The organism is Paenibacillus sp. FSL H7-689 (genome assembly GCF_000517905.1).
Classification (GTDB): domain Bacteria; phylum Bacillota; class Bacilli; order Paenibacillales; family Paenibacillaceae; genus Paenibacillus; species Paenibacillus amylolyticus.
Window position 1 is genome coordinate 20607 of record NZ_ASPU01000002.1, and the last position, 24905, is coordinate 45511.

A 24905-nucleotide genomic window follows, 5' to 3' on the forward strand; every position below is an offset into this window, starting at 1 on the left:
AGTTGAGTAGGAGCGGCTGACAATATGAGATGTGCTAATTTAGTCGAAGTAATTGAAATACAATCTAAGTTTGATAAAGGAATTACATATATTAATGGTGATAAAGTAGAACGACGTGTTCCGTATAACGACTTATATACTAGGGCAATTCAGATCTTATTTGATTTTCAACAATTGGGACTGCAAAAAGGAGACAAACTCTTATTTCAAATTGGAGAAAATGAACCGTTTATTGAAATGTTCTGGGCATGTGTATTAGGCGGTATTATTCCAGTGCCCGTTACCATTGGCGATAATGACGAAAGCAAGCTTAAGGTATTTAAAGTTTGGAAAGTAATGGATAAACCTCGTTTAATTACAACTCCCAAAACATTGCAGTCTTTAGAGAAATATGCGAAAGATCATGGCTTATTAGGTGATTCAGCGATAAGTGACTGTGCGTTATACATAGATCAATTTGCCGATTCCTCAGGTAAGGGAACTATATATTACCCTAATCCTACAGATATTGCATTTATCCAATTTTCATCTGGTTCGACAGGTGAACCAAAGGGAGTTATTTTAACTCATGAAAATCTAATGTTTAATATCTATAGCATAATAGAGGGTTCTACCAATACCTCGAATGATGTTTTTCTCAACTGGATGCCCTTCACTCATGATATGGGGATGATTGGGTTTCATCTAATGCCTCTTGTGGTGAACGCGGATCAATATAATATCCCTACTTCATTATTTATACGTCGTCCAATTTTATGGTTGAAAAAAGCTAATGAGCATAAAGCAACGGTATTATCGTCACCGAACTTTGGATACAAATATTTTCTAAACTACTTCAAACCAGAGCATGCCATGAACTGGGATCTCTCCCATATACGTTTGATATATAACGGTGCTGAACCGATATCAGTGGAAATATGCAATCTGTTCTTAGATAAAATGGATAAATTCGGATTAAAAAGAACAGCTATGTTTACTGTCTATGGGATGGCTGAAGCTTCGTTAGGTGTGTCTTTCCCTCGTCCTAACCAGCCACTTGTTTCATATTCGTTCCATCGAAAACACTTAAATATGGGCTGTACCGTGATGGAGGTGGACGATAACGATCGTGAGGGTACCCGTTTAGTATCTGTGGGTTCAGCCATAGCTGATTGTTATTTGAGAGTGTGTGACGATGTGGATCAAGTCGTTGATGAAGACACTGTTGGTCATATCCATATTAAAGGGAAAAACGTGACAGAGGGGTACTATAACAATCCAGAAGCGACATCGAAGGTGAAAACAAAGGACGGATGGTTGCGTACTGGTGATATCGGCTTTATCAAAGATGGGAATTTAGTTGTAATCGGAAGATCTAAAGACGTCATCATTATTAATGGCCAAAACTACTATCCGCATGATATAGAGAGAGTCTCAGAAGAAATAGATGGCATAGACCTAAACAAAATTGTTGCGTGTGGGGTTAAAGAAGATAATGTAGAGAAAATTGTCCTGTTCGTATTATTCAAAGAGAGTTTAGCAAACTTCATACCTTTGGCGAAAAGGTTGAGAAGCCATCTTACCCTAAAGGGAGGGTGGGACATCTGGGATGTTATACCTGTTCGAAAAATTCCAAAGACGACAAGCGGCAAAATACAGCGTTACAAATTAAGCGAAGCTTACCAAAGTCAGAAATATGCTGAGATTTCGCAACAACTGAAGGAATTGGCACATCAAAAGGTTCAAACAAGTAACGGGTATTCTCCGACCAAGGATCAGTTTGAAAAGAGACTGACTGAAATTTGTATGAACATATTAAATAACCCTCAGATTGATGTGAAAGACACCTATTTTGAGATGGGAGCAACCTCCATACATATGGTGCAAATTGCTGAAGAGATTGAGCAATCTCTTCACATTAAGATTGATGTAACGGATCTCTTCTCTCACCCTACTATTGCTAAAATGTCAGCCTTTCTAGCAAGCATGGAACAAGATGAGGCATTATTTCCTGCCAAAGGTATAGAAAGTGAAAGTAAGGATATCGCTGTTATTGGTATGGCAGGGAGATTTCCAATGGCGGACGATCTAGATGCATTTTGGATGAATCTTGCGGCAGGCAAAGATGGTGTCGGTAAATTAAATGGGAACCGGCAGGGCGAAGCCGAGAGGTATATATCTTATCTTAACTTTGACAGGGACAAAATTGAGTTTGTAGAAGGTGGCTATCTTGAGCATATAGATCAGTTTGACTACCAATTTTTCAAAATGACGCCTAAAGAGGCTGTCATGATGGATCCGAATCAACGGTTATTTTTGCAAAATATTTGGCATGTTTTTGAGGATGCAGGCTTCACTCCTGAAAGCCTTTCTGGACAAAATATAGGGATTTATGCAGGCTTCTCGAAAACAAGCTTTGATTATGAACGCTTGATTTCGGAAGTTGAGCCGGGTACGATTCCCAACCATATGATCGGAAATATGCCGTCCGTGCTTGCAAGCAGAGCCTCCTATTTACTTGATCTGAAGGGGCCAGCTGTGACTGTTGATACCGCCTGTTCTTCGTCTCTGGTTGCTGTGCATTTAGCGTGTCAAGCGCTTCATAATGGAGACTGTGAAATGGCGATTGCAGGCGGTGTGAAGACAATATTGATGCCCTTCAAGTTGGGTATAGGGATGGAGTCATCTGATCACCGAGCCAGAGCTTTTGATGATAGCTCAAGTGGAACCGGCTGGGGAGAAGGGGTAGCATCGGTTTTGCTTAAGCCACTGCATAAGGCAGTTGAAGATAAGGATCGCATTTATGGCATCATTAAAGCCAGTGCTATTAATCAAGATGGAAATACGGTTGGAATAACAGCACCTAATCCTCTTTCTCAGGCAGACGTAATTGAGAAAGCGTGGGAGAAAGGTAATATTGATCCGAGAACTGTTACATATATTGAAACCCATGGAACGGGAACGAAACTAGGAGATCCGATTGAAATTGAGGGTATCCGTAAAGCATTTGACAAATATACAGATCGTAAGCAATTTTGCGCAATTGGTTCTCTAAAAACTAATATAGGGCATCTATACGAAGCTGCTGGTATAGCAAGCTTAATAAAAGCACTCTTATGCTTAAACCACAAACAACTTGTGCCAATGGTGCATTTTAGCATGCCTAACCGGAATATTTCATTTGAAAACTCTCCAGTGTATGTTAATAACATGCTGTCCGAATGGGAGGAGACGATACATCCCCGTCGTTGCGGAGTAAGCTCGTTTGGATTCAGCGGAACAAACTGCCACATTGCATTAGAGGAATACAGAGCCCCTCTGACCACGGTTGAACTACAATCCGAAAAAATAAATATCTTTACAATTTCGGCTAAAAGTGAAGCCTCTTTATGGCGTTTGGTAGATAAATATCTTCATATATTAAGTGTTAAAGACATCTCCATGGAAGACTTATGTTATTCAGCCAATACAAAAAAATCACATTATCAATACAGAATTGCGCTTCCAGTAGTAAATCAAAGTCAACTCAAAGAACAGCTTGTGGCTGTTATTCAAAAAAAAGAGCATGATGGAGTTCCTTCCGTAATTCAAGGTCATAAAGAACATTCGCAATTTGGCAAGCTTTCTGCCGCGGGTCAGAATGCTCTAACTGAAACCGCTCAAGTGCTTTTAGATGAACTACTGAAGAGGGGATCGATTAGCCGCGAGCAAGTGGAACAGATATGCGATCTATATATCAAAGGTGCGGATGTGAACTGGAGCATGTTTAACAAAAAGGGGACGAAAATACAATTGCCCTTATATCCGTTTGAACCTACGAGTTGCTGGATTAATTATGCTGGAAAAATAGAAAGCAATACGAAAGATATGATAAGTCAGGAGAAGACTATGGCAAATGACATAGCTGTGATGTTAAAAGGTATGATTCATCGAGCCTCCGGGATTGAGATGGCGGCAATTGAAAACAGTATCCATTTTCTGGATATGGGGCTGGATTCCATTATGCTTGTTTCGCTTAGAAGGGAATTAAAGGAAGTATTTGATCTAGACATTCCTATGAATCTCTTCTTTGAATCGGTAACGAGCTTAGATAAGCTGATTGACTACGTAGGGTCGGCCTTATCTTCAGACAAACTTGTAGCAGCAACATCTACAACTCAGCATTCGGAAATTTGGATGAAAGATGGACAAGTGTCAGAACTTCCGCCACAGGCAAGCAAACAACCAATCAGTCTAGACAGCAATCATAGCAGGTCATTAGATTCTGTTATGGCGAAGCAGCTGGAACTCATCGCACAACAGCAAGAGTTCACAAATACTTTATTTAATCAGCAGCTTGAAATTTTGAAATTAAGCATACTAAATGGAAATTCAGTTGCCGATCTAACTGAAAATTATGTTCAAGTTAAGAAAGAAAGGGTAGGAGCGCAAGAAACGAAAAAGCATCAAGTGAATACTATACAAGAGAGTTCTCCAAAGCCATTTACACCCTATCAGCCTTTGATTTTTGAAGCAGGTAATTTTACTCTCTCTCAACAAAAATACCTGAACCAATTTGTTGCACAATATACGGCCCAGACAAGGCTCTCTCAGTCTCAAACGCAACAGAGCCGCCTAGTGCATGCAAACAATCGGAATGTTTCGGGTTACCGTTCGTATTGGAAAGAATTAGTGTATCCAATTATAGCAGAGCAGTCCAATGGTTCTAAGATGCGGGATGTCGATGGGAATGAATATATAGATCTTACGATGGGATTTGGCGTGAATTTGTTGGGTCATAATCCTGACTTTATTGTAAATACCATGCTATCAAGCGTTAATTTAAGCCTGCCTCCCGTTGGACCTATGTCTAATAAAGCAGGAGAGGTTGCAGCGCTTATATCCGAGATGACATCCACAGAAAGGGTAGCTTTCTACAACTCTGGAACAGAGGCCGTTATGGTAGCTCTACGTATAGCACGTGCGGCAACCGGGCGTTCCAAGGTGGTTATCTTCTCAGGATCTTATCACGGTACATTTGATGGTGTCCTAGCGGTTGCAGATCCCGAGGATTCATATGGCAGAGCATTACCGATGGCTCCAGGCATAATCAAGAGCATGATGGAGGATGTAATCATACTAAATTACAATAGTCCTGTTTCTCTTGAAATTATTAAAGAACATGCTCATGAACTGGCAGCTGTACTTGTGGAGCCGATTCAAAGCCGTAGGCCGGATTTACAGCCCGTTACATTTTTAAAGAAACTTAGAACACTGACAGAAGAGGCCGGGATTGCCTTGATTTTTGATGAAGTTATAACAGGTTTTCGTATACATCCTGGCGGTGCCCAAGCATGGTTTGATATTCAAGCGGATATTGTCACATATGGGAAGATAGCAGGTGGCGGTCTTCCGATAGGGATCGTTGCAGGAAAAGCACAGTACCTAGATGTTATAGATGGAGGCTTTTGGCGTTTCAATGATCAATCTGACCCCCCATTTGCTGAGAAAAAGACCTTTGTCGGGGGAACATTCTGTACACATCCTCTTACAATGGATGTTGCCTATGCAACCCTTCGGTATTTAAGTCAGCAAGGTCAGCCTCTATATACGAGCTTAAACGTGAAGACAGCATCTATGGTTAATCGTCTCAATGCCTTCTTTAAGGAAAATAATGTATCTATACAGATGGTTCATTTCGGCTCATTGTTTCGTTTTGTTTCCTATGGTGACTTGGAATTATTTTTTTATCATCTCATTCATAAGAAATTGTATATCTGGGAAGGCCGAAATTGCTTTTTATCTACGGCACATTCCGATGAAGATATTGAATTCATCATTCAAGCGGTGAAGGAAACAGTTGCTGATTTAACACGTGGAGGCTTTCTGGCCTCAAATGTGAAGCTAGTTAACCCAACCTATGCCCTAACGAGCGAACAAAAACAAATCTGGTTTGCTTCACAAATTGAAGAGGGGAAATCAGTTTCACTAAATGAAAGCATCGTGTTAAAGATGAAAGGGTCATTTAATGAAAATATTATGAGGAGTGCTGTGCAAGCCATTGTTGATCGGCATGAAGCATTACGCACTGTGATCAGTCATGATGGGGAGGAGCAGACAATACTTTCCGAGTATAAGTGCAATATTCCATTACATGACTTTTCAATGCTTAGCCCAGAAATAAAGGAGCAGCAAATTAACGGGGTAATTGAAGCCGATAGAGCTCAGAAATTTGATTTAAGTAGCAAAGAGCCGTTATTCCGAGCGGGGATGATCAAGTCGTCGGAGTATGAGTATTATCTGTTATGCACATTCCATCATCTAATTACAGATGGTTGGTCATTGGCTCTGTTTTTCCAAGAATTAGACTTAATTTATACGGCCGCCGTTCGGGGAGAACAGCCTGTCTTGCAGAAACCCGGCTCATTTCAGGAATATATATTGTGGCAGGAACGAATTATGCATAGTCAGGAGAGCAATGATGCTGCCTGTTATTGGGCAGAGCAGTTTTCTAAGCCAATGGATGTGCTTGAGATTCCTTCAAACAATCAAATGTTCAAGAAGCGTAATTTTAGCGGACAAAGGGAGACAGTCATTCTAAGCAAAGCTTTCACACAGCAGGTAAGAAAGCTAAGTGTTCAGCAAAGTTGCAGCTTATACACGACACTATTAAGCTCCTTTAACGTATGGCTTCACCGCTTAACTGGGAACGCACATATTGTCGTTGGTATTCCGACTTCAGGTCAATCGCAAATGGGATCAAACCGCCTGATGGGTAACTGCGTTAATATGCTTCCCTTATATACTGTCATTCAACAAGAAGAAACTTTCAGTTTGCATCTTCAAGAGGTGAAAGCCGGTATGACCGCAGTCGATAAGCTACAACAATTCTCTTTGAGCATGTTGGCAGAGCGGTTAGAGCAAGCATTCATCCCACCAATTCGCGCTGTATTTAACATGGATCGGCCGATAAATGGATTCGGTTTTGCACATATGGAAGTAGAAATGATAGAGAACACTAGTCCAAACGCGAAATACGATATCTTTTTGAATATTACAGAGATACAAGGTGAACTTAAACTAGATTTCGATTTTAGCTCGGAACTGATTGAGTCCAATATGATGAAGATATGGGTCGGCTACTATAGCAACATCTTACAATCCATAGTCACAGATGCGGAACGCAAAATAAAAGAACTGTCATTATTGGCGGCATCCGAAAATATGGAGTATGTCAATAATAATCGGGCAACAGGTTATGTGCTGGATCATTACTTGCAAACCGCTCCAGTAGGGGTATTGGGACAACTGTTCGATTCTAATCATGTTCAGTTAGGCCAGATTGGACGCTATACATCTGAGTATACGATTGAACATTTTGGAGCAGCAGATCTGCAACATAATTTGCATGGACACCAAGTAAACTTGGAGCGATTAGAGCAATTTCTGCAGCATTATCTTGCTGTACAAGCATGTAGCGTGATTATGAGTCGTGATCCTGAAACAGGAGAAAAACAACTGATTGCCTATTTGGCGGCACCAATGATGTTGGAGGAAAAAGAATTAATGAAGCGGGTAAAGGAGGTTTTGCTTGGACATGCCATTCCTAAACATTTTGTGTGTCTGACCAGTCTCCCGGTATTGCTGAATGGAAAGGTAGATAGAGAGAAATTAAACAGTTTAAGCTTGCAAATGAATAGAGGGGCTGCAGAAAGAATCCGGGAGAATAAAGAGTTCTTGGGAGACATTGAATACCGTCTGCGCAATATCTGGAGACAAGTGCTGAATAGGGAAGAAATATCTGTAGAGGATCGTTTTCTGGAGCTAGGGGGGGACTCACTCAAGGCAACAGTGATGCTCGCTTCGGTGCAAAAGGAATTTGGTATTAGAGTTCCGCTTAAAGAGGTATTTAATCTTGAATCCATACTTGATTTCGCGGCATACATCCGCAACGGAACTCAAGAAAGCCAAATCGACATGGCTACACTACCAAAACAGGAGAAGTATGCAGCTTCAGCAGCCCAAAAACGGATTTTTCTATTAAATCAATTTGAAGGAATGATGATGTCGTGAGTGTGGTTTACAATTTATCTGGTGGTATAAGCATTCAAGGTGAGTTGGATGTTCAGAGTCTGAGATGCGCCTTGAATACATTAATTCAGAGACATGAATCACTAAGGACGGAGTTTGAATTGGACGGAATGGAGGTTATGCAGCGAGTAAGAAGCAACGTTTCTATTAATATGGAATATGCTCTGATTTCGGAAAATGCCTTGCATAATGAGATTCAGTCGTTCCCAAAACCTTTTGATTTAAATAAAGCACCCTTAATAAGAGCTAGACTATTAGGTATAGCAGAACAAAATCATGTGTTGCTCCTTGATATGCATCATATAATAACTGACGGGTTCTCCATGAAACTCTTTGTACAGGAATTGATCAGTCTTTATTGGGGAGAAGAGTTACCTGAAGTTAGCGTTCAATACAAGGAGTTTGCTGCATGGCATAATAAATACCTTGATTCAGAAGACATCAAGATCCATGAACGGTATTGGATAGATGTATTTGGTGACGAAGTAGTTGTATTGGATTTACCAACGGATTATCCGCGTTCAATTAGCCAAAGCTTTGAAGGGAATCACCATTATTTTAACATCGACAAGCAATTATCTTTGAAGCTAGAGGCACTTGGACGGGATCATGGAGTAACGCTGCATATGATTATGTTTGCGGCTTATAATGTGCTTCTTTCTATCTATTCTGCTCAAGAAGATATCATTGTAGGCACGCCGACTCTAGGAAGAGCGGATGAAAGGTTGAACTATACGATAGGCATGTTCGTCAATACGTTAGCCATCCGTAGCCGTCCTCAAGGAGAGAATACCTTCGTTGAATTTCTTGCTGATATGAAAGGCAATCTTCTCTCCGCGTATGAGCATGAGCATTATCCTTTCGAGAGGCTTGTTGAGGCAATTGACATTAAACGAGATGGCAGTCGGAATCCTCTGTTCGACACGATGTTTATGTTTCAAAATTTAGAAATTAATGAGGTTTCATTTAATGAGATCAATTTCAAGCCTTTTGAAATAAAGACGAAAACAGCTAAATTTGACTTAACGATGGAAATTATCCAAACCCAGGATGGCCTGAGCGGCAATATTGAATACAGTACGAAATTATTTACAGCAAAGACTATTGAAAGAATGGAAAATCATTATCAGAATTTACTGAGATCAATAGTTGAAAATCCGGCTTGTAAGTTGTCGGAGTTGTTGATTTTATCGGAACAAGAAAGAGTCTGGATCTTGCATGGTTATAATGAAACTGCACAGCCGTATCCGAAAAATAAAAGAATTCATGAACTATTCGAAGAGCAGGTTCTGATAACGCCTGATAAGATTGCTGTTGAACATAATGATATTCAGATGAGTTACAGTGAGCTCAACAGCCGATCGAACCAGCTCGCCCGGGTATTAGTGAAACATAATATCACTTCTGAAAGCCTAGTGGGCATTTTGCTAGGTAATTCAGTCGAGGTTGTTATTAGTATTCTTGCGATATTAAAAGCAGGCGCAGCGTACTTGCCAATTGACCCGGAGTACCCAGTGGAACGGGTTGAATATATTTTGAACAATAGCGGTACAGAATTAATTATTACGGATTCTGCCATGCCTCAAGCCCATTTCGCAGGACAAGCCATTGACGTAAGCCATGGGCATACATTCTCTTGGGAAGAAGACAGCAACTTGAGGTTGGATCTTCCTGCTGACGGTAGAGCCTATGTCATCTATACTTCGGGTACAACTGGGAATCCCAAAGGAGTTATGATTAAGCACAGCGGTTTGGTCAATTATATATGGTGGGCAAAGAAAATATATATTGCAGACCAACCTGCTGATTTTCCACTGTATTCTTCAATTTCATTCGATTTAACGGTGACTTCTCTTTTTACTCCGTTAGTTTCTGGGAATAAAATTATCGTGTATGAGGGTGAGGATAAAGCAGCCTTAATAAAGGAAATAGTCAAAGATAACCGTGTTGGTATTATTAAATTAACCCCTACCCATATGAAACTGATTGCGGACATGGATTTCAGTCAATCAATCATCCGTGCTTTTATTGTCGGCGGGGAGGATTTAAAAACCGCACTTGCTTTGAGTATATCTCGTGCATTTGATGGTGCAGTGAGTATTTATAATGAGTATGGGCCAACTGAAACAGTTGTAGGCTGTATGATTCATAAGTATGACCCAGAGACGGACGATGCAATCTCCGTTCCCATTGGAATACCGGCTGATAACACTCAAATTTATTTGTTGGATTCCAATCTGCGTCCGGTTCCCCTTGGAGCATATGGAGAAATTTATATTTCCGGTTCGGGTGTTGCACTAGGATACCTAAATAATGAAAGGCTTAGCCGGGAGAGATTTATTGACAATCCGTTTATTCCTCAGAGCAAAATGTATAAAACTGGCGATATCGCTAGATTTCTGCCTAACGGTAACATGCAATATGAAGGACGAAGCGACCAGCAAGTCAAAATTAGAGGGTACCGTATTGAGTTAGGAGAAATCGAAAGTCATTTGCTTAAGCATCCGGTTATAGAGGAAGCTAAGGTTATTTCTATGGAGGAAGACGAGGAAGATACTTTCTTATGTGCGTATTATGTGGCTAAAAGTGAGTTAACCACACGTGAGCTTAGACGCTTTCTGCTGGAGTTTCTCCCTGCCTATATGGTTCCTACCCATTTTGTTGAGATTGATAATTTCCCAATAAGTAGTAATGGGAAAATAAATGTAAAGGAATTGCCGAATCCTTATGATTTGATCCATGGGCAGAAGATTGTTGCTCCAACAAATGAATTGGAAGTAAAACTTGTTGAGTTGTGGAAAGAAATCATTCAGCTTTCTAATGTAGGAATTGATCATAATTTTTTTGAGATCGGCGGACATTCACTAAAAGCTGCGTTATTGATAGTCAAAATTAATGAGCAATTTTCCTTAAACATGAATATTCAGGATATATTTAGATTTCCGACAATTAGAGAGCTTGCTGAAGAAATCAATCATTATGAAATGCATCAGCCCTCAATGATTGAGCGTACCGAAAAACGGGAATGGTATCCGCTCTCGCCGGCACAGATGCGCATGTTTGTAATGAATCGGCTGTATGATCAGAGCACTGTTTATAATATGCCCTATGCTGTTATGATCGAGGGCCAACTGAATGTAAGCAAGTTTGAGCAAGCGCTTAATTACATGGTCCAACGTCATGAGATTTTGAGAACATCGTTTGATGTGTTGGAAGGACTTCCTGTACAAATCGTTCATGATGGAGCTTTTGTTAATATTCAAGCCTTGAAATATGAAAATACGGATTTACAACAGATCATTGGCAAATTCATAAGACCGTTTAATCTTCAAAAATCTCCTTTAATACGTGTAGGCATGGTTAGATTAGAAGAGCAGAAGCATCTTTTCATATTTGATGCCCATCATATTATTTGGGATGGAGTGTCCTCATCTATTTTCGTCCAGGAGTTAAGCAGATATTATGATGGAAAATCTTTAAATCCAATCAATTTACATTACAAAGATTTTGCAGTATGGATAAACAATCAGCTTAATTCAGGCATGGAACGCGAGTTGGAAGACTATTGGATGAATAAATTAGCTGGGGAACTGCCAATTCTCGACTTGCAAACGGACTATCCGCGACCGACTGAAAATAGTTTTGCAGGAGACCGGAAAATCTTCCATCTCGATAAGGTATTGTTGGACGAGTTGAGAGATATTGCCAATTATAATAATTCAACCCTTTATATGGTGCTTCTATCCGCCTTTAATGTACTGCTTGCCAAGTATACAGGGCAACAGGACATTATCATTGGCTCGCCTGCGGCTGGCAGAATACATAACAATATCCAACATACAATCGGAATGTTTGTGAATACATTAGTCATGCGGAATCAACCTAGGGGTAACGCTACCTTTAGAGAGTTCTTGAATGAGGTCAGAGAGAACTGCTTATCTGCGTTCAATCATCAATCTTACCCTTTCGAGAAGCTTGTAAAGAAAATGGGTCTTGAAGGTTCAACCGAAAGAAACCCATTATTTGATGTGATGTTCGTAATGCAAAACACAGATACACATGAATTCCACTTAGACGATTTGACATTTATCCCATTCAGCATTAACGAACACGTTTCTAAATTTGATTTCACGTTAATAGCAACTGAAGATCAACATGGGTTAGAGCTTATACTCGAATATTCGGTAGAACTATTCAAAGAGGAAACAATCCATCGGATGGCTGAGCATCTTATGACGATTCTGAAAAGGCTAAAAACTAGCTTAGATTGTCCTCTACATCAGCTGAATATGCTATCCCAGCAGGAGGAGCATCAGCTACTTTTGGAATTTAACGATACGGATAGGGAGCAGGAAGAAACATATATTCATCAGATGTTTGAAGAGCAAGCTCAAAGAACTCCTGATGGGATAGCTATTGTTAAAAAGAACAGTAAAATGACTTTCCAGGAGCTTGATACCAAGACTAACCAGTTAGCCAGATTACTGAGAAGCCATGGGGCGAAGTCAGAAACAATCGTTGGTATTTTGGCAGATGCTTCTATGGAGTCTATTGTTGGTCTGTTAGGAGTGTTGAAATCGGGTGCAGCATACCTTCCTTTGTCTCCGTCCTTTCCTATAGAAAGAACTCTGTACATGTTGGAGGATTGCAAAGCACCAATTCTTTTAAAGCCTTCTTTTATACAAGTTCCTAAAGGATATAAAGGAATCATTATTAATTTGGATGAAGAGGCGCTAAGCGAATGGCCGTCAGATATGCTTGAACCTGTGCATAGACCCCATGACTTGGCTTATATCATCTACACATCCGGTACTACAGGCGTACCTAAAGGTGTCATGATTGAACATCGAGCATTTGCAAGCAGAATTCAATGGCAACGCGATCAACTTGATTTAACTGCTAGTGATAGTGCTTTACAACTATTTCCCTTTATTTTTGATGGTTTTAATACGAGTTTTTTTACTCCATTATTATCTGGTTCCAAGATCATACTTATGGAAGAACAAGAAAGAAAAGACCCACATGCTATCAGGCACTGTATCGTACGAGAGAAAGTTAGCTATCTGATCAGCATACCTAGCCTTTTTCAAGTCATTATAGATAACATGTCAAAGGAAGACATTCAATCATTAAGGAAAGTTGTCCTGGCAGGCGAGAAGATGACGAAAAATATTGTAGAACAGAGCAAATTGAAACACCCGGATCTGGAATTGATTAACGAGTATGGCCCAACTGAAGGAACCATTGTATCTACAGTAAAGCGCAATATACAGCCTGGTGAGGTCATTACAATAGGCAAGCCGATTGCCAATACGAAGATTTATATATTAGATTTGGACGGAAATTTAGTGCCAGTAGGCGTTCCGGGCGAGCTCTGTATTGCCGGGGTTGGGCTTGCGAGAGGCTACCTCAATCAAGATCAATTAACGTCGGCCAAGTTTGTGATCAATCGTTTTGCGGCAGGGCAAAAAATATATAAAACAGGTGATGTTGCACGCTGGAACAGTGATGGTGAAATCGAATACCTAGGCAGAACCGATCATCAAGTTAAAATCAGGGGTTATCGCATCGAAGTTGGAGAGATTGAGCACAAGCTTCTGGAACTACCGGAGATTAACGCGGCAGTTGTAGTTGCCAGACAGGATACGGAAGGGAACTCCAGCTTACGCGCATATTTTGTTGCATCAGAGAGGATGGACACTCATGTTGTGACAGACTACTTGTACGATCATTTGCCTGAATACATGGTGCCTAAATTAATCAAGCAGTTGGAACAGATTCCTTTGACTTCAACTGGGAAAATTGATCAAGCGCAGCTACCGGAGCTGCAAGCCGGTCCAGATCAACGAAACTTTATACCTGCTCGGAATGAGATTGAGGAACAGTTGATTGAGGCTTGGCAGGAAGTCTTTAAAGTCGAATTAATAGGAATTCATGATAACTTTTTCATACTTGGTGGCGACTCCATTCGAGCTATACAGATTGCTGCATATTTAAACAAATATCATTTGAGATTCGACTTGAAGGATCTATTCAAGCATTCCACGATCGCGGAATTAAGTCCTTATGTATCCTATGTTCGAACCAATGCTGTTAGCCAAGAGCCCGTTATCGGGGAAGCAATGCTGACGCCAATTCAGAGATGGTTTTTTGGAAATGGCTTCTACAATATAAACCACTGGAATCAGTCTGTGTTGCTGTTTGCAAATAATAAATTTGTAACTTCAGTTGTTCAAAAGGTTATTCATACTCTAGTTCGTCATCATGATGCGTTAAGAATGTGTTTCCCGATTAGAGATAATAAAAGGATTCAAGTGAATATGGACATTGAACATGAGCCACAATTGTTGATTCACGACTTTTTGGGCAGAGGAGAATGTTCATCCAGTATAGAGGAGACGGCAAGTTCTATCCAAAGCAGCATCAATATAGAAGCCGGGCCGCTGTATAAGTTTGCTTTGTTCCATACCGACTATGGAGATTATTTGTTGGTTGTCATTCATCACCTTATTGTTGATGGAATATCATGGCGTATTTTATTAGAGGATTTCGATGATGGATACATGAAAGTGCTGAAAGGTGAGGGATTCACTCTCCCCCAAAAAACTTTTCCATACTTGGAATGGGCGGATATTCATTCGAAATATGTGCTGGATAAAAGGAATAGTGTGGAAACGACCTATTGGAAAAAAATAAACTCATATGATGGACCCCAGTTGGTAACAGATTTTGCAAATGGAAATGGTATGCAAAAGGATACCCAGACGATAGAAGTATCCTTGACAGAAGAGTGGACAGAGCGTCTGTTGAAGCAGGCAAGACAAGCTTACAATACAGAAATTAATGATTTGCTAGTTGCTTCTTTAGGGTTGGCATTATTCAGATGGAAGAGGATGGATAAGACACTAGTTCAGATGGAAGGACATGGACGTGAGGAACTAACTCCAGGTATAGATATGTCTAGAACAGTAGGATGGTTTACTTCCATTTATCCTATTCAATTAGAGGCCACAGATGAAATGGAACTATCTTTTGTAATTAAGTCGGTAAAAGAAATGATTCGGCAAATACCGAATAATGGTGTTGGCTATAGTTCATTCAAGTATTTAGAGGGGGAGGATTCGGTTCCAGTTATACCCGATGTTAGCTTCAACTACTTAGGACAGTTCGATGAGAATGCGAAAAGTGGTTTGTTTACGATATCGGAGTCTGGGGTCGGTGAGTCTATAGATCCAAGAACGCAACGCCTGCATAAAATTGACCTAGTCAGTATTGTAAAATCTAATCAGCTTGTGATAACAATCGGTTATAGTCAAAATCAGTATCGCCAGGCATCTGTTCAAGCTTTCTCTAATCATTTCGTAAGCAGTTTACAAGATATAATTAGACATTGCTGTGAGAAAGGCAATACCGAATTTACACCTACCGACTTCGGGAACGACAAGCTCACATTTGAAGAAGTTGACCATATTCTTGATATGGTTAACGACCTTAATTAAAAGGAGAACGGTATGAACACTAAGCTGGAAGTTGAAAAAATCTATGCACTATCCCCCATGCAGGAAGGCATGCTATTTCATTCCCTCATGGAAGATGCTTCAAATGCGTATTTTGAACAAAATTCGTTCGAATTGGGCGGCTCGCTCAATATTCCCTTATTTGAAGAGAGTTTTAATACTATTATACAAAGGCATGATGTATTTAGGACTTTATTCATACATGAGAAGACCAGTACTCCCCAGCAGGTTGTTCTTAAAAAGCGTCCAGCCAAAGTCAAAGTGGAGGACATTAGCAATTTGACAAGCGATAAACAGGATGAATTCGTGAAACTCTTTAAAGAGGAGGATATTCAGAGAGGGTTTAAACTGTCAAGGGACATCCTTATTCGAATGAGTATTATTAAAAAAAGCGAGCATGCCCATCTCATCATCTGGAGTTTTCATCATATCGTTATGGATGGATGGTGCATGGGGATCGTAACTAAGGAGTTATTTGAAATATACAATGCGTTGATAACGCGGCAAACTCCCAATGTAGGAGCTGTTCAACCTTACGTGAACTATATTAAATGGTTGGAGAGGCAGGATCGAGTTGAAGCCCGACAATATTGGAATGAGTATCTGATTGATTTTATGCAACCGTCATTTGTGCCATTCATGCAACCTTCCAACAAATCATATGAATACCAGGAGCATCGTTTTAGAATTCAACAAGAAACAATCGAGGCATTATCTAAGTTAGCTAAAAGGCATCAAGTCACTATGAATACAGTGTTTCAAACGATATGGGGAGTATTTTTGCAAAAAAGCAACAATTGCAATGATATCGTATTCGGCACAGTTATTTCAGGGCGGCCCCCAGAAATTATTGGAATAGAAAACATAGTTGGTTTATTCATCAATACAGTTCCTGTTCGGATCAGAAGTAATGCAAGCTTCGCAGATTTATTGCAAGTTGTGCAAAAGGATGCGTTATGGGCTGAAAAATACGGCTATATGAGTCTGTCAGAAATTCAAGCAAACACAGAGTTAAAGCAGGGGCTGATTAACCACGTCTTTGTGTTTGAAAATCAGCCAATTGAGCAAGATATCGAGCAAGCCGAAGAAAATAACCAGTTATTTGGTTTTCAATTCAGCGATTTGCAAGTTTATGAACGCACGAATTATGATTTCAGCGTGATGATTATACCCGGGAAGGATTACATCTTTAGAATGGGATTTAATGCATCCTTGTATGAGCCTGGGATGGTCAAACGAATAGAACGGTATATAACGCAGCTCATTCAAACTGTGATTACGAACGACACAATAGCAGTTGAACAGATCGAACTGGTTACAGCAGAAGAAAAAGCAATGATTGTCTCAAAATTCAATAATCCGGTACAAGAGTATGATCGGCGATCCATTCAACAATTGTTTGAGCATCAGGCGGAACTCACGCCTGATGCTATCGCGCTGGAATTTGAATCTGAGAAGCAAATGGAACTTTGGCCATCCGTAGCAGAATATTTTATTTATGATGACTTACTGTACAGTGCAATGACGTTTGATGAGCATCGAAATGCAAGCTATAAAACTGTTATTAACAAGTATGTAAAGGATAAGATCGTTGTGGATATAGGCACTGGAGGTGATGCAATTCTATCCAGATTTAGTGTTGAAGCAGGGGCTAAGCGGGTGTATGCCATCGAAATATTGGAAAGCAGTTATTTAAAGGCGAAGGCAGTCATTGAAAGACTCCATTTGCAGGATAAAATAACGCTCATTCATGGCGATGCTACAAAAATCGAATTACCAGAGAAAGCGGATGTCTGCGTTTCGGAAATTGTGGGAGCAATTGGTGGTGCGGAAGGTTCAGCAGTCATCATTAATAGCGCATGGAGACTACTCAAGGAAGACGGCATAATGATTCCGCTTAGAAGTAAAACAATGATCGCAGCCATTAGTCTACCGGATGAGTTCATTGAAAATATAGGTTTTTCACACCTGGCTGCCGAGTATACAAACAAAGTATTTGAACATGTGGGAAGAGAATTCGACTTGCGTGTCTGCATCAAAAACTTCGACAGACAGCATCTGATTTCAAATTCGAGTATCTTTGAGGATTTAGATCATTCCGGCAAGGTAGATTTGGAAACCTCGGATCAGATCGAGCTATTGATTAGTAAAGATACGAAGATTCAAGGATTTCTTGTATGGCTGAATTTATATGTTTCAGAGGATGAGGTTATTGATATCCTTGACCACGAATATTGCTGGCTACCGGTATTTGTTCCCGTCTTTTACCCTGGTGTTCATGTGTCTAAAGGGGATCGTATTATTGCAACGTGCACTCGCACGTTGTGTGAGAATGGATTGAATCCTGACTTTAATTTAACAGGCTATCTTGAAAAAACGAGTGGGGAATGTGTTCCTTTTAATTATGATATTTTACAGTTCGGTAAACAATTCAGAAACACACCGTTATATCAGAAAGTATTCCGCAATGAACATAAAATTGAAATGTGCAAACAGCCTAAGGCTTTGAATAGCATAACCTATTCCGAATTGAATAGAAAATCGAATCAGATTGCCCACTTGTTAAGACAACAGGGAACTAAACCCGGAGATCTTGTAGGGCTATTAATGGAGCGACCCCAAGAAATGATTGTTTCAATACTTGCCGTGCTAAAAGCAGGTGGAGCTTACCTTCCCATTGATGCTTCGTACTATCCCGAAGAAAGAATCATGAACATTATTGAAGATAGTACTATAAAGCTACTGTTAACAGATGAATCCATTATTGCGAATAACCTCTCCAAAAAGTTTATTTCTAACGTTGAATCAATGGGTAGTCAGGTGCAATTGTTTAAAGAGGTTGCTACGGAAGCTCTTGTCTTCCTGGAAGAGAACCCGGTTGATATTAACAGTCCGGAGGACATAGCTTATGTGATTTATACATCCGGTACAACAGGTGTTCCTAAAGGGGTCATGCTCAAACATAAAGGTGTAGTTAATCTGACTGTATCTCAAAATAAATCATTTGGTATCACCAGTAGCAGCAGAGTGTTGCAATTTGCTTCTTTCAGCTTTGATGCTTCTGTTTCTGAAATTTTCACGGCATTAACTAGTGGGGCAACCTTATATCTCCCGAAAAGAGATAAGGCGTTTGTCTATAACTTAAATACGATACTAAGGGACAAAAAAATTAACGTAGTGACTCTTCCTCCTTCCGTACTGAAGATAATATCTAGTGAAAATCTGCCTGACTTGACAAGTATTATTTCTGCTGGTGAAAGCTACAGTAAGGACTTATTGACAAAATGGTCAAAGGGGAGGAATTTTATTAATGCCTATGGGCCGACAGAATCAACGGTTTGTGCGACTATTTCAGACAGTATTGACCAAGGGAGCCGAATTACAATTGGGAAGCCGATGTCTAATATACAAGTATACATAATAGACAAAAATTTAAATCTGCTCCCTGTAGGGATGGCCGGGGAGATCTGTATTGGCGGGATTGGGCTCGCCCAGGGTTATTTAAAGCGGCCTGAATTAACAGAGCAACGATTCATTGATAATCCATTTATTGCGGGTGAGAAACTTTATCGGACAGGAGATATGGGGCGCTGGATGCTGGATGGTGAGATTGAGTTTTTAGGGAGAATTGACCATCAAGTGAAAATAAGAGGTTTTAGAATTGAGATAGACGAGATTAAGCATCATTTATTGAATCATGAAATGGTAAAAGAAGTGGAGATTATCGATATTGTAAGCAATGAGGATAATCAGCTATACGCATTTCTTGTAACGAATGGGGATTGCATACCCACTGTATTAAAAGAGCACCTGTCAAACTCTTTGCCAGATTATATGATTCCATCACATTTCGTACAGGTGACAAGCATGCCGCTCACTAGGAACGGGAAAGTTGATCGTGCGGCGCTCCAGAAATTTAGTGAGCGTGTCAACTTCAATGACGAAGACGATCAGCCTCGAAATGAAACGGAAGAGATCCTATGCGGCGTTTGGAAAGAAGTGCTCAATAGAGAGAGCGTTGGTGTGAATGAGGCTTTTTCAGACATCGGAGGACATTCTTTAAATGCCATACAGATTGTATCAAAATTAAAAGGCTTGGACATTACACTGCGAATTAATAGTTTATTTGAGCTTCAGACCATTAAAAACATTGCTACCCAGTTTGAAAAAACAGAGGTAACTAATCAAGTTCAAGTTGAAAATGAACAGGCGGCAGAGCTTATGTTGGAGAACGCCCTAGGCTTTAAAGTGAAGTATACGAGGTCTAATGTAGACGGCAAGACATACTATTGTGTTCATTCAGAGTACACGGATCCTACATCAGTAGACAGGCTTAAAGAAATGATCAAGCAAAATATGGCTCCGACGATTTATCCTCACTATATTTGCGCGATGGATACTGAATGTGTAGCTGAATATAAAACTGAGGACGCATTCGGTCAAGCATTGAATCTAAGTAGCCTAGATGAATCAGAAATCAACGATACGATAAGCAATATGTGGAAGGCACATGAATTGTTCGAAACACAGCTTATGCACAATACGGTGGTGAGTCAGCAAAACGTAGCGCCAATACAGCAATACCATCTGTCAACAATGGATTTCTCAGGAACCTTTCTCAAAATTAGCGGCATGATTTCCATAGAAACCATAAATAAAGCTTTTTATGAACTGTTAAAAAAGCATGATATTTTAAGATGTACCTTGAGTGAAGAAGTGCATGAAGGAAAATGGAACATGCACGCAATGCCGGACAGCATAACATTGCCTTATTTGGATCTGTCGTTATATACCGAGTCTTCTAAGAAAAAATGCATGGATACGCTTATCAAGGAGTTTTATTTTAAACCTTATAGCCTATTTAATTCATTCCAATACCGTGTGCTTCTCATTAAGGAGAACATGCAGGAATATTCCCTGTTGCTGCCTTTTGCACATGCCAAATTCGATTTTATGAGTAGTGAAATTATAAAAAAAGATTTAACAACATTTATCAATGCTAATGATGCAAATAAAGAAGTATTACCTGTGCAGAGAAAGAGCTATTGGGATTATGTCGATCAAATCTTGGATGGGCCTTATGAAATAACGGATTCTCAGATAGTGGATCTATACCATCTAAGTATTTTCAAGGAACAAGCTGAAAAAGTGGCGGAGTATGGAAAAATACAGGATTTTGATCGAATAACAAAAGTGGAGTATGAAATTGATCATTCTAGCACAGCCTTGCCTGAAGATATAACAGGTTTTCTGCTCTCTTTAACTGGCGTGGTTATGAGTCGTTTATCCGGATTGGAGAGAATTCCAGTCTATGTTGTGAACTATGGAAGATCGTATATGGGAACGACATATTATGATACAATCGGTGAATTTATTGATACTATTCCATTTGTTCTTGATAGTAATGATAATCCAGACAAAGTCACAACTGATATCAAGGAAAGGCTACAAATTGCACAACAGAAAAATATCAATTTTGCTGGACTAATATTTAATGAGAATTTGAAACAAAAGTTTCCGGATGCAGGTCAGTTGTTACAGGACATACCAGATAATCTCCAAATTATATTTAATTTCATTGGTTATACGAGTGAACCATATCATCATGTAGAACAGATGATTGAACAAAATTTGGAGTTTGCGCCGCATAATCGCATTTTGTTCGAGGCTATTCGTCAAGAGCATACTACGGTGTTCAAGGCAATTTTCCCTTATCGGTTGGATGAGGCATTATTCAAAGAGTGTGTAGAAGCTAAATTATATAATCCTATAGGTCGCATTTAAAATAACTAATGGAATAATGGAGAAGTGGAGCATGGAAACTCAAAAAAACCTAATTTTAACGAAGTCTATGAGAGGTTCACAGAGGAACTTTTATATCTTTACGTTAGCCCGTCTGATATCTGAACTGGGGTCTTCCATTTTTAAGTTTGCCTTAAGTTTATATATTCTTGACATAACAGGGTCAGCAGCAGCTTTTTCGATGATATTAGCACTTTCTATATTTCCAGGCGTATTTGTGAATATTTTTGGTGGAGTATTGGTAGATAAAAGTAATAAAAAGAAGATTATCGTCTGGAGTGAACTAATCAGCGCAATCGTCTTATTTTCACTTTTTTTTCTGTTCCAGAATTATTCTACTAGCCTGATTCTCTTTACTTGCTTTTCTGTCGTATTAAGTATTATTAATGCTTTCTTTGCTCTGGCGCTCAATGCTTCAATTCCTAACCTGGCAGCAAAAGAGCACGTAACCAAACTAAATTCTATCTATCAAGGGTTAGGTTCAATCATCAATATTATAGGTCCTATTCTAGGGGCATTGTTATACAGGAAATTTGGCTTTAGTGATATTTTATTGATTGAAGGCATTTGTTTTATACTCGCGGGTATTGTTGAAATGTTCCTTATTTTCAGAGTTGATGATGAACAGCAGGCACATAAAAGTTATATGGAGGGCTTTAAGGATGTATGGAGGTATCTAAAGTCTCAGGAGACTATTATTTATTTGCTATCCATCGTAGTCATTATCAATTTCATGCTTGTTCCGTTAATGTCCGTCGTACTTCCATTCATCATTTACAAAGGAATCGAGCTGACGGCAACGCATCTATCATGGGTTCAGGCGATGTGGTCGGTTGGTTTTATTGGGGGAGCCGTCGTTGTATCTATTCAGGCAGTGGGCAAGAAAGTGATTAATAAACTGTTTATTTTGGTACAGTTACAATCCATCATAATTGTCATGTGGGCTTTCCCTAAGTTATCAAATATTGATGCCAATAATCATTCATTAATTGTCGCTATATACTGTATTATTTTAGCGATTGGCGGATTTTTTAATGCGATGACTAATATTCCAATGTTAACGTATCTGCAACTCCACATTCCTGAGAAGCTACGGGCAAGTGTATTTGGCGTCGTAAACACGGCTATACAGATCGCTGTACCTATAGGTATTTGGGGGTATGGGCTTGCCTTGGAAAAAGTGAACTGGACGGTTGTGGTCAGTATTTCGGGAGTACTACTATTCATTGTTGCGTTGTTAGCACATCAAAACAAGCCGTTAAGAAACTTCTTTCAAAACAAATGAGGAGAGGCCTGGTTATTTCATTTCAGTCTAGCTCCAGTAAAGAGTATGGGGACTACCTTTATGCGGATCTCTAACGATGAGAAAGTGCAGCATTGAGTTTAAAAACAACAGAGCAGCGATTCTTTCGTTACTAGAGAGTAGCTGCTCTGTGTTTTAGGCTCAGGGCTACTTGTTGGATCTGGTGTTTTTTTATTTTTTTAAATATCTGAGAAAAATTGACAAGGAACTGATTGTGTTATATAGTTAACTACATGAGTAACTAACCAGACAAGTGAAGGGTGATCTAATTGAAGGCTAGCTTTGATGAAGGGCAGCCGATTTTTCAGCAGATTGCTGAAATGATTGAGGATGGAATTCTTAACGGAACATATACAGAGGATGGTCAGATCATGTCAACAACTCAGTTTTCCAATATGTATCATATAAATCCGGCGACTGCTGTTAAAGGAATAAACTTGCTTGTTGATAATGAGATTCTCTACAAAAAAAGAGGGTTGGGTATTTTTGTTACACGGGGTGCCCAGGCAAAAATTTTAGGCCAGAGAAGAAAAACGTTTTATCATGATTATGTTATGAAGCTCTTAATAGAGGCTGATAAAATTTGTCTGGAAACTGAAGATATTATTGACATGATTAATAATGGGCTAAAGGAGTAACTTCAATGGCTATAGTATTGGAATCCAAGAAGCTGGTTAAAACTTATGGGAATCTAGACGCTATCCGAAATGTTGATTTATTGTTCAAAGACAATACAATCTATGGTTTGCTTGGGCCAAATGGAGCAGGTAAAACTACACTGATGGATATGCTTAGCGGCGGACTGTTTCCGAGTGACGGTACGATTAAGGTTCAAGATGAGATTTTGAAAAAGGGGGTCACCCCTAAAGGAATGTGTTATGTAAGAGAGAAAAATATTCATTTCCCGCGTTTAAAAGTGTCCGAAGTGTTGAGGGTAGCGGCTTCCTTTTATGAGAACTGGGATTGGGAGTTCACCAAAGAACTGCTGCAACTGTTCGATGTGAATACGAATAAAAAAGTAAGCCAGTTGTCGAGAGGCGCGCAGTCGCTAGTTGGAAATATAATAGGACTTGCGAGCAGGGCTCCGATAACCCTGTTTGATGAGCCGGTACTCGGTTTGGATGTCATAATGAGGGAAAAGTTTTATAATGTGTTGTTAACGGATTATGCGAATCATCCGCGGACAATAATATTATCCACCCATTTATTGGATGAAATATCTAAAATTGTTGAAGAAATTTATATTCTTAATAAAGGGAGCATATTGCTGAATAAATCTATGGAAGATATCAGGAGTAAAGCCTATATTGTATCAGGAAGGCCTGATGCTCTTAAAGAATTCTTAAGTAATAAGAACATTTTGAAAGTAGAGGATTACGGAAACATGGAAGTTGCCACTGTATTTGATGACATAAGTGATATGGAGAAGAGAGATTCCCAGAAGCTAGACATCTCCATTACAGGAATGCCACTTCAAAGGCTGTTTACTGATTTGGTAGGGAGTGTGAGAAACAATGACTAGAATAAGAGGCGTTATCGTTGGTGCATACTCTCTTTTGAAGCTGTACTTATTTATCATCATTGTGTTGGAGGGACTACACTTTCTGATCAACTCTATTTTAGGTATCAGTGGCCTGAATCAGAATCCTGAAGTGTCGGCAGGTAATATTGTGACGTCCTTTCTCATCGTGATGGCTATCATATTGCCCATTTTCTTATTCAAACGAATTTTGAATTTGGGAGCATCTCGAGGTGAGTATTATATTGGTAGTATAGCTACATATCTTCTATTCACAGTGGTCTTCTCCATATTCAATATATTGTGGTATTTACTTGAGATTAATGTATTTGTTAAATACAAAAACTACTTCAATATTATTGAGATTCTCAACTGGGATCAACATGGGATTTTGGGGATGTTCATATACCAGTTTGGGGCTTACTTACTCGCTATTTCATTGTTCAACTTTATTGTAACTTCTCTTAAAAGCAGGCTTGGAATTATTCTCAGCTTAATTATAGCAGGGGGGATATCTTCTGTTTTATCCATAAAAGCACTGAGAACCGTTTTTGTAGAAGGACTTATCGATGTCATTATGAATCCGAACATCATTGTGGGAACAATGCTAACTTTAGTTGTGGCAGTCTTCTTTTTTGCAATTGGGTGGTGTTTCATCTCAAAAAAGGAAATATAATTATGAATTTTCCGAAAGTAAACTGGCCTTGGAGAGTGA

The 24905-nt window shown here is 39.5% G+C and carries 7 protein-coding genes; all 7 read left to right on the forward strand.

Going from position 1 to position 24905, the window contains the following annotated elements; all coding sequences use genetic code 11:
• Positions 1–24 precede the first annotated feature (24 nt).
• Positions 25–8031: an aminotransferase class III-fold pyridoxal phosphate-dependent enzyme gene (locus C170_RS00155; RefSeq protein WP_051446906.1), complete on the forward strand. Its 8007-nt coding sequence runs from the start codon at positions 25–27 to the stop codon at positions 8029–8031.
• Complete coding sequence (locus C170_RS29855; protein ID WP_051446907.1) at positions 8028–15548, forward strand: non-ribosomal peptide synthetase; 7521 nt, start codon at positions 8028–8030, stop codon at positions 15546–15548. Before C170_RS00155 ends, C170_RS29855 begins: the two co-directional genes overlap by 4 nt.
• A gap of 12 nt (positions 15549–15560) precedes the next feature.
• On the forward strand, positions 15561–21350 hold the full coding sequence (locus C170_RS00160; protein ID WP_036605693.1) for a non-ribosomal peptide synthetase: 5790 nt from the start codon (positions 15561–15563) through the stop codon (positions 21348–21350).
• 31 nt (positions 21351–21381) lie between these two features.
• On the forward strand, positions 21382–22653 hold the full coding sequence (locus C170_RS00165; RefSeq protein WP_051446908.1) for an MFS transporter: 1272 nt from the start codon (positions 21382–21384) through the stop codon (positions 22651–22653).
• Positions 22654–22940: 287 nt separating this feature from the next.
• Positions 22941–23309, forward strand: coding sequence for a GntR family transcriptional regulator (locus C170_RS00170; protein ID WP_036605694.1), 369 nt, complete (start codon positions 22941–22943; stop codon positions 23307–23309).
• Between the two features lie 5 nt (positions 23310–23314).
• The gene (locus C170_RS00175; protein WP_036605695.1) at positions 23315–24193 is read left to right on the forward strand and encodes an ATP-binding cassette domain-containing protein; all 879 of its coding nucleotides are present in this window, start codon (positions 23315–23317) and stop codon (positions 24191–24193) included.
• On the forward strand, positions 24186–24866 hold the full coding sequence (locus C170_RS00180; RefSeq protein ID WP_036605696.1) for a hypothetical protein: 681 nt from the start codon (positions 24186–24188) through the stop codon (positions 24864–24866). Before C170_RS00175 ends, C170_RS00180 begins: the two co-directional genes overlap by 8 nt.
• Positions 24867–24905: the final 39 nt, after the last annotated feature.

Coding starts and splice junctions, on each gene's coding strand:
- C170_RS00180 (WP_036605696.1), top strand. CDS start 24,186: ATGACTAGAATAAGAGGCGTTATCGTTGGTGCATACTCTCTTTTGAAG.
- C170_RS00155 (WP_051446906.1), top strand. CDS start 25: ATGAGATGTGCTAATTTAGTCGAAGTAATTGAAATACAATCTAAGTTT.
- C170_RS00160 (WP_036605693.1), top strand. CDS start 15,561: ATGAACACTAAGCTGGAAGTTGAAAAAATCTATGCACTATCCCCCATG.
- C170_RS00175 (WP_036605695.1), top strand. CDS start 23,315: ATGGCTATAGTATTGGAATCCAAGAAGCTGGTTAAAACTTATGGGAAT.
- C170_RS00165 (WP_051446908.1), top strand. CDS start 21,382: ATGGAAACTCAAAAAAACCTAATTTTAACGAAGTCTATGAGAGGTTCA.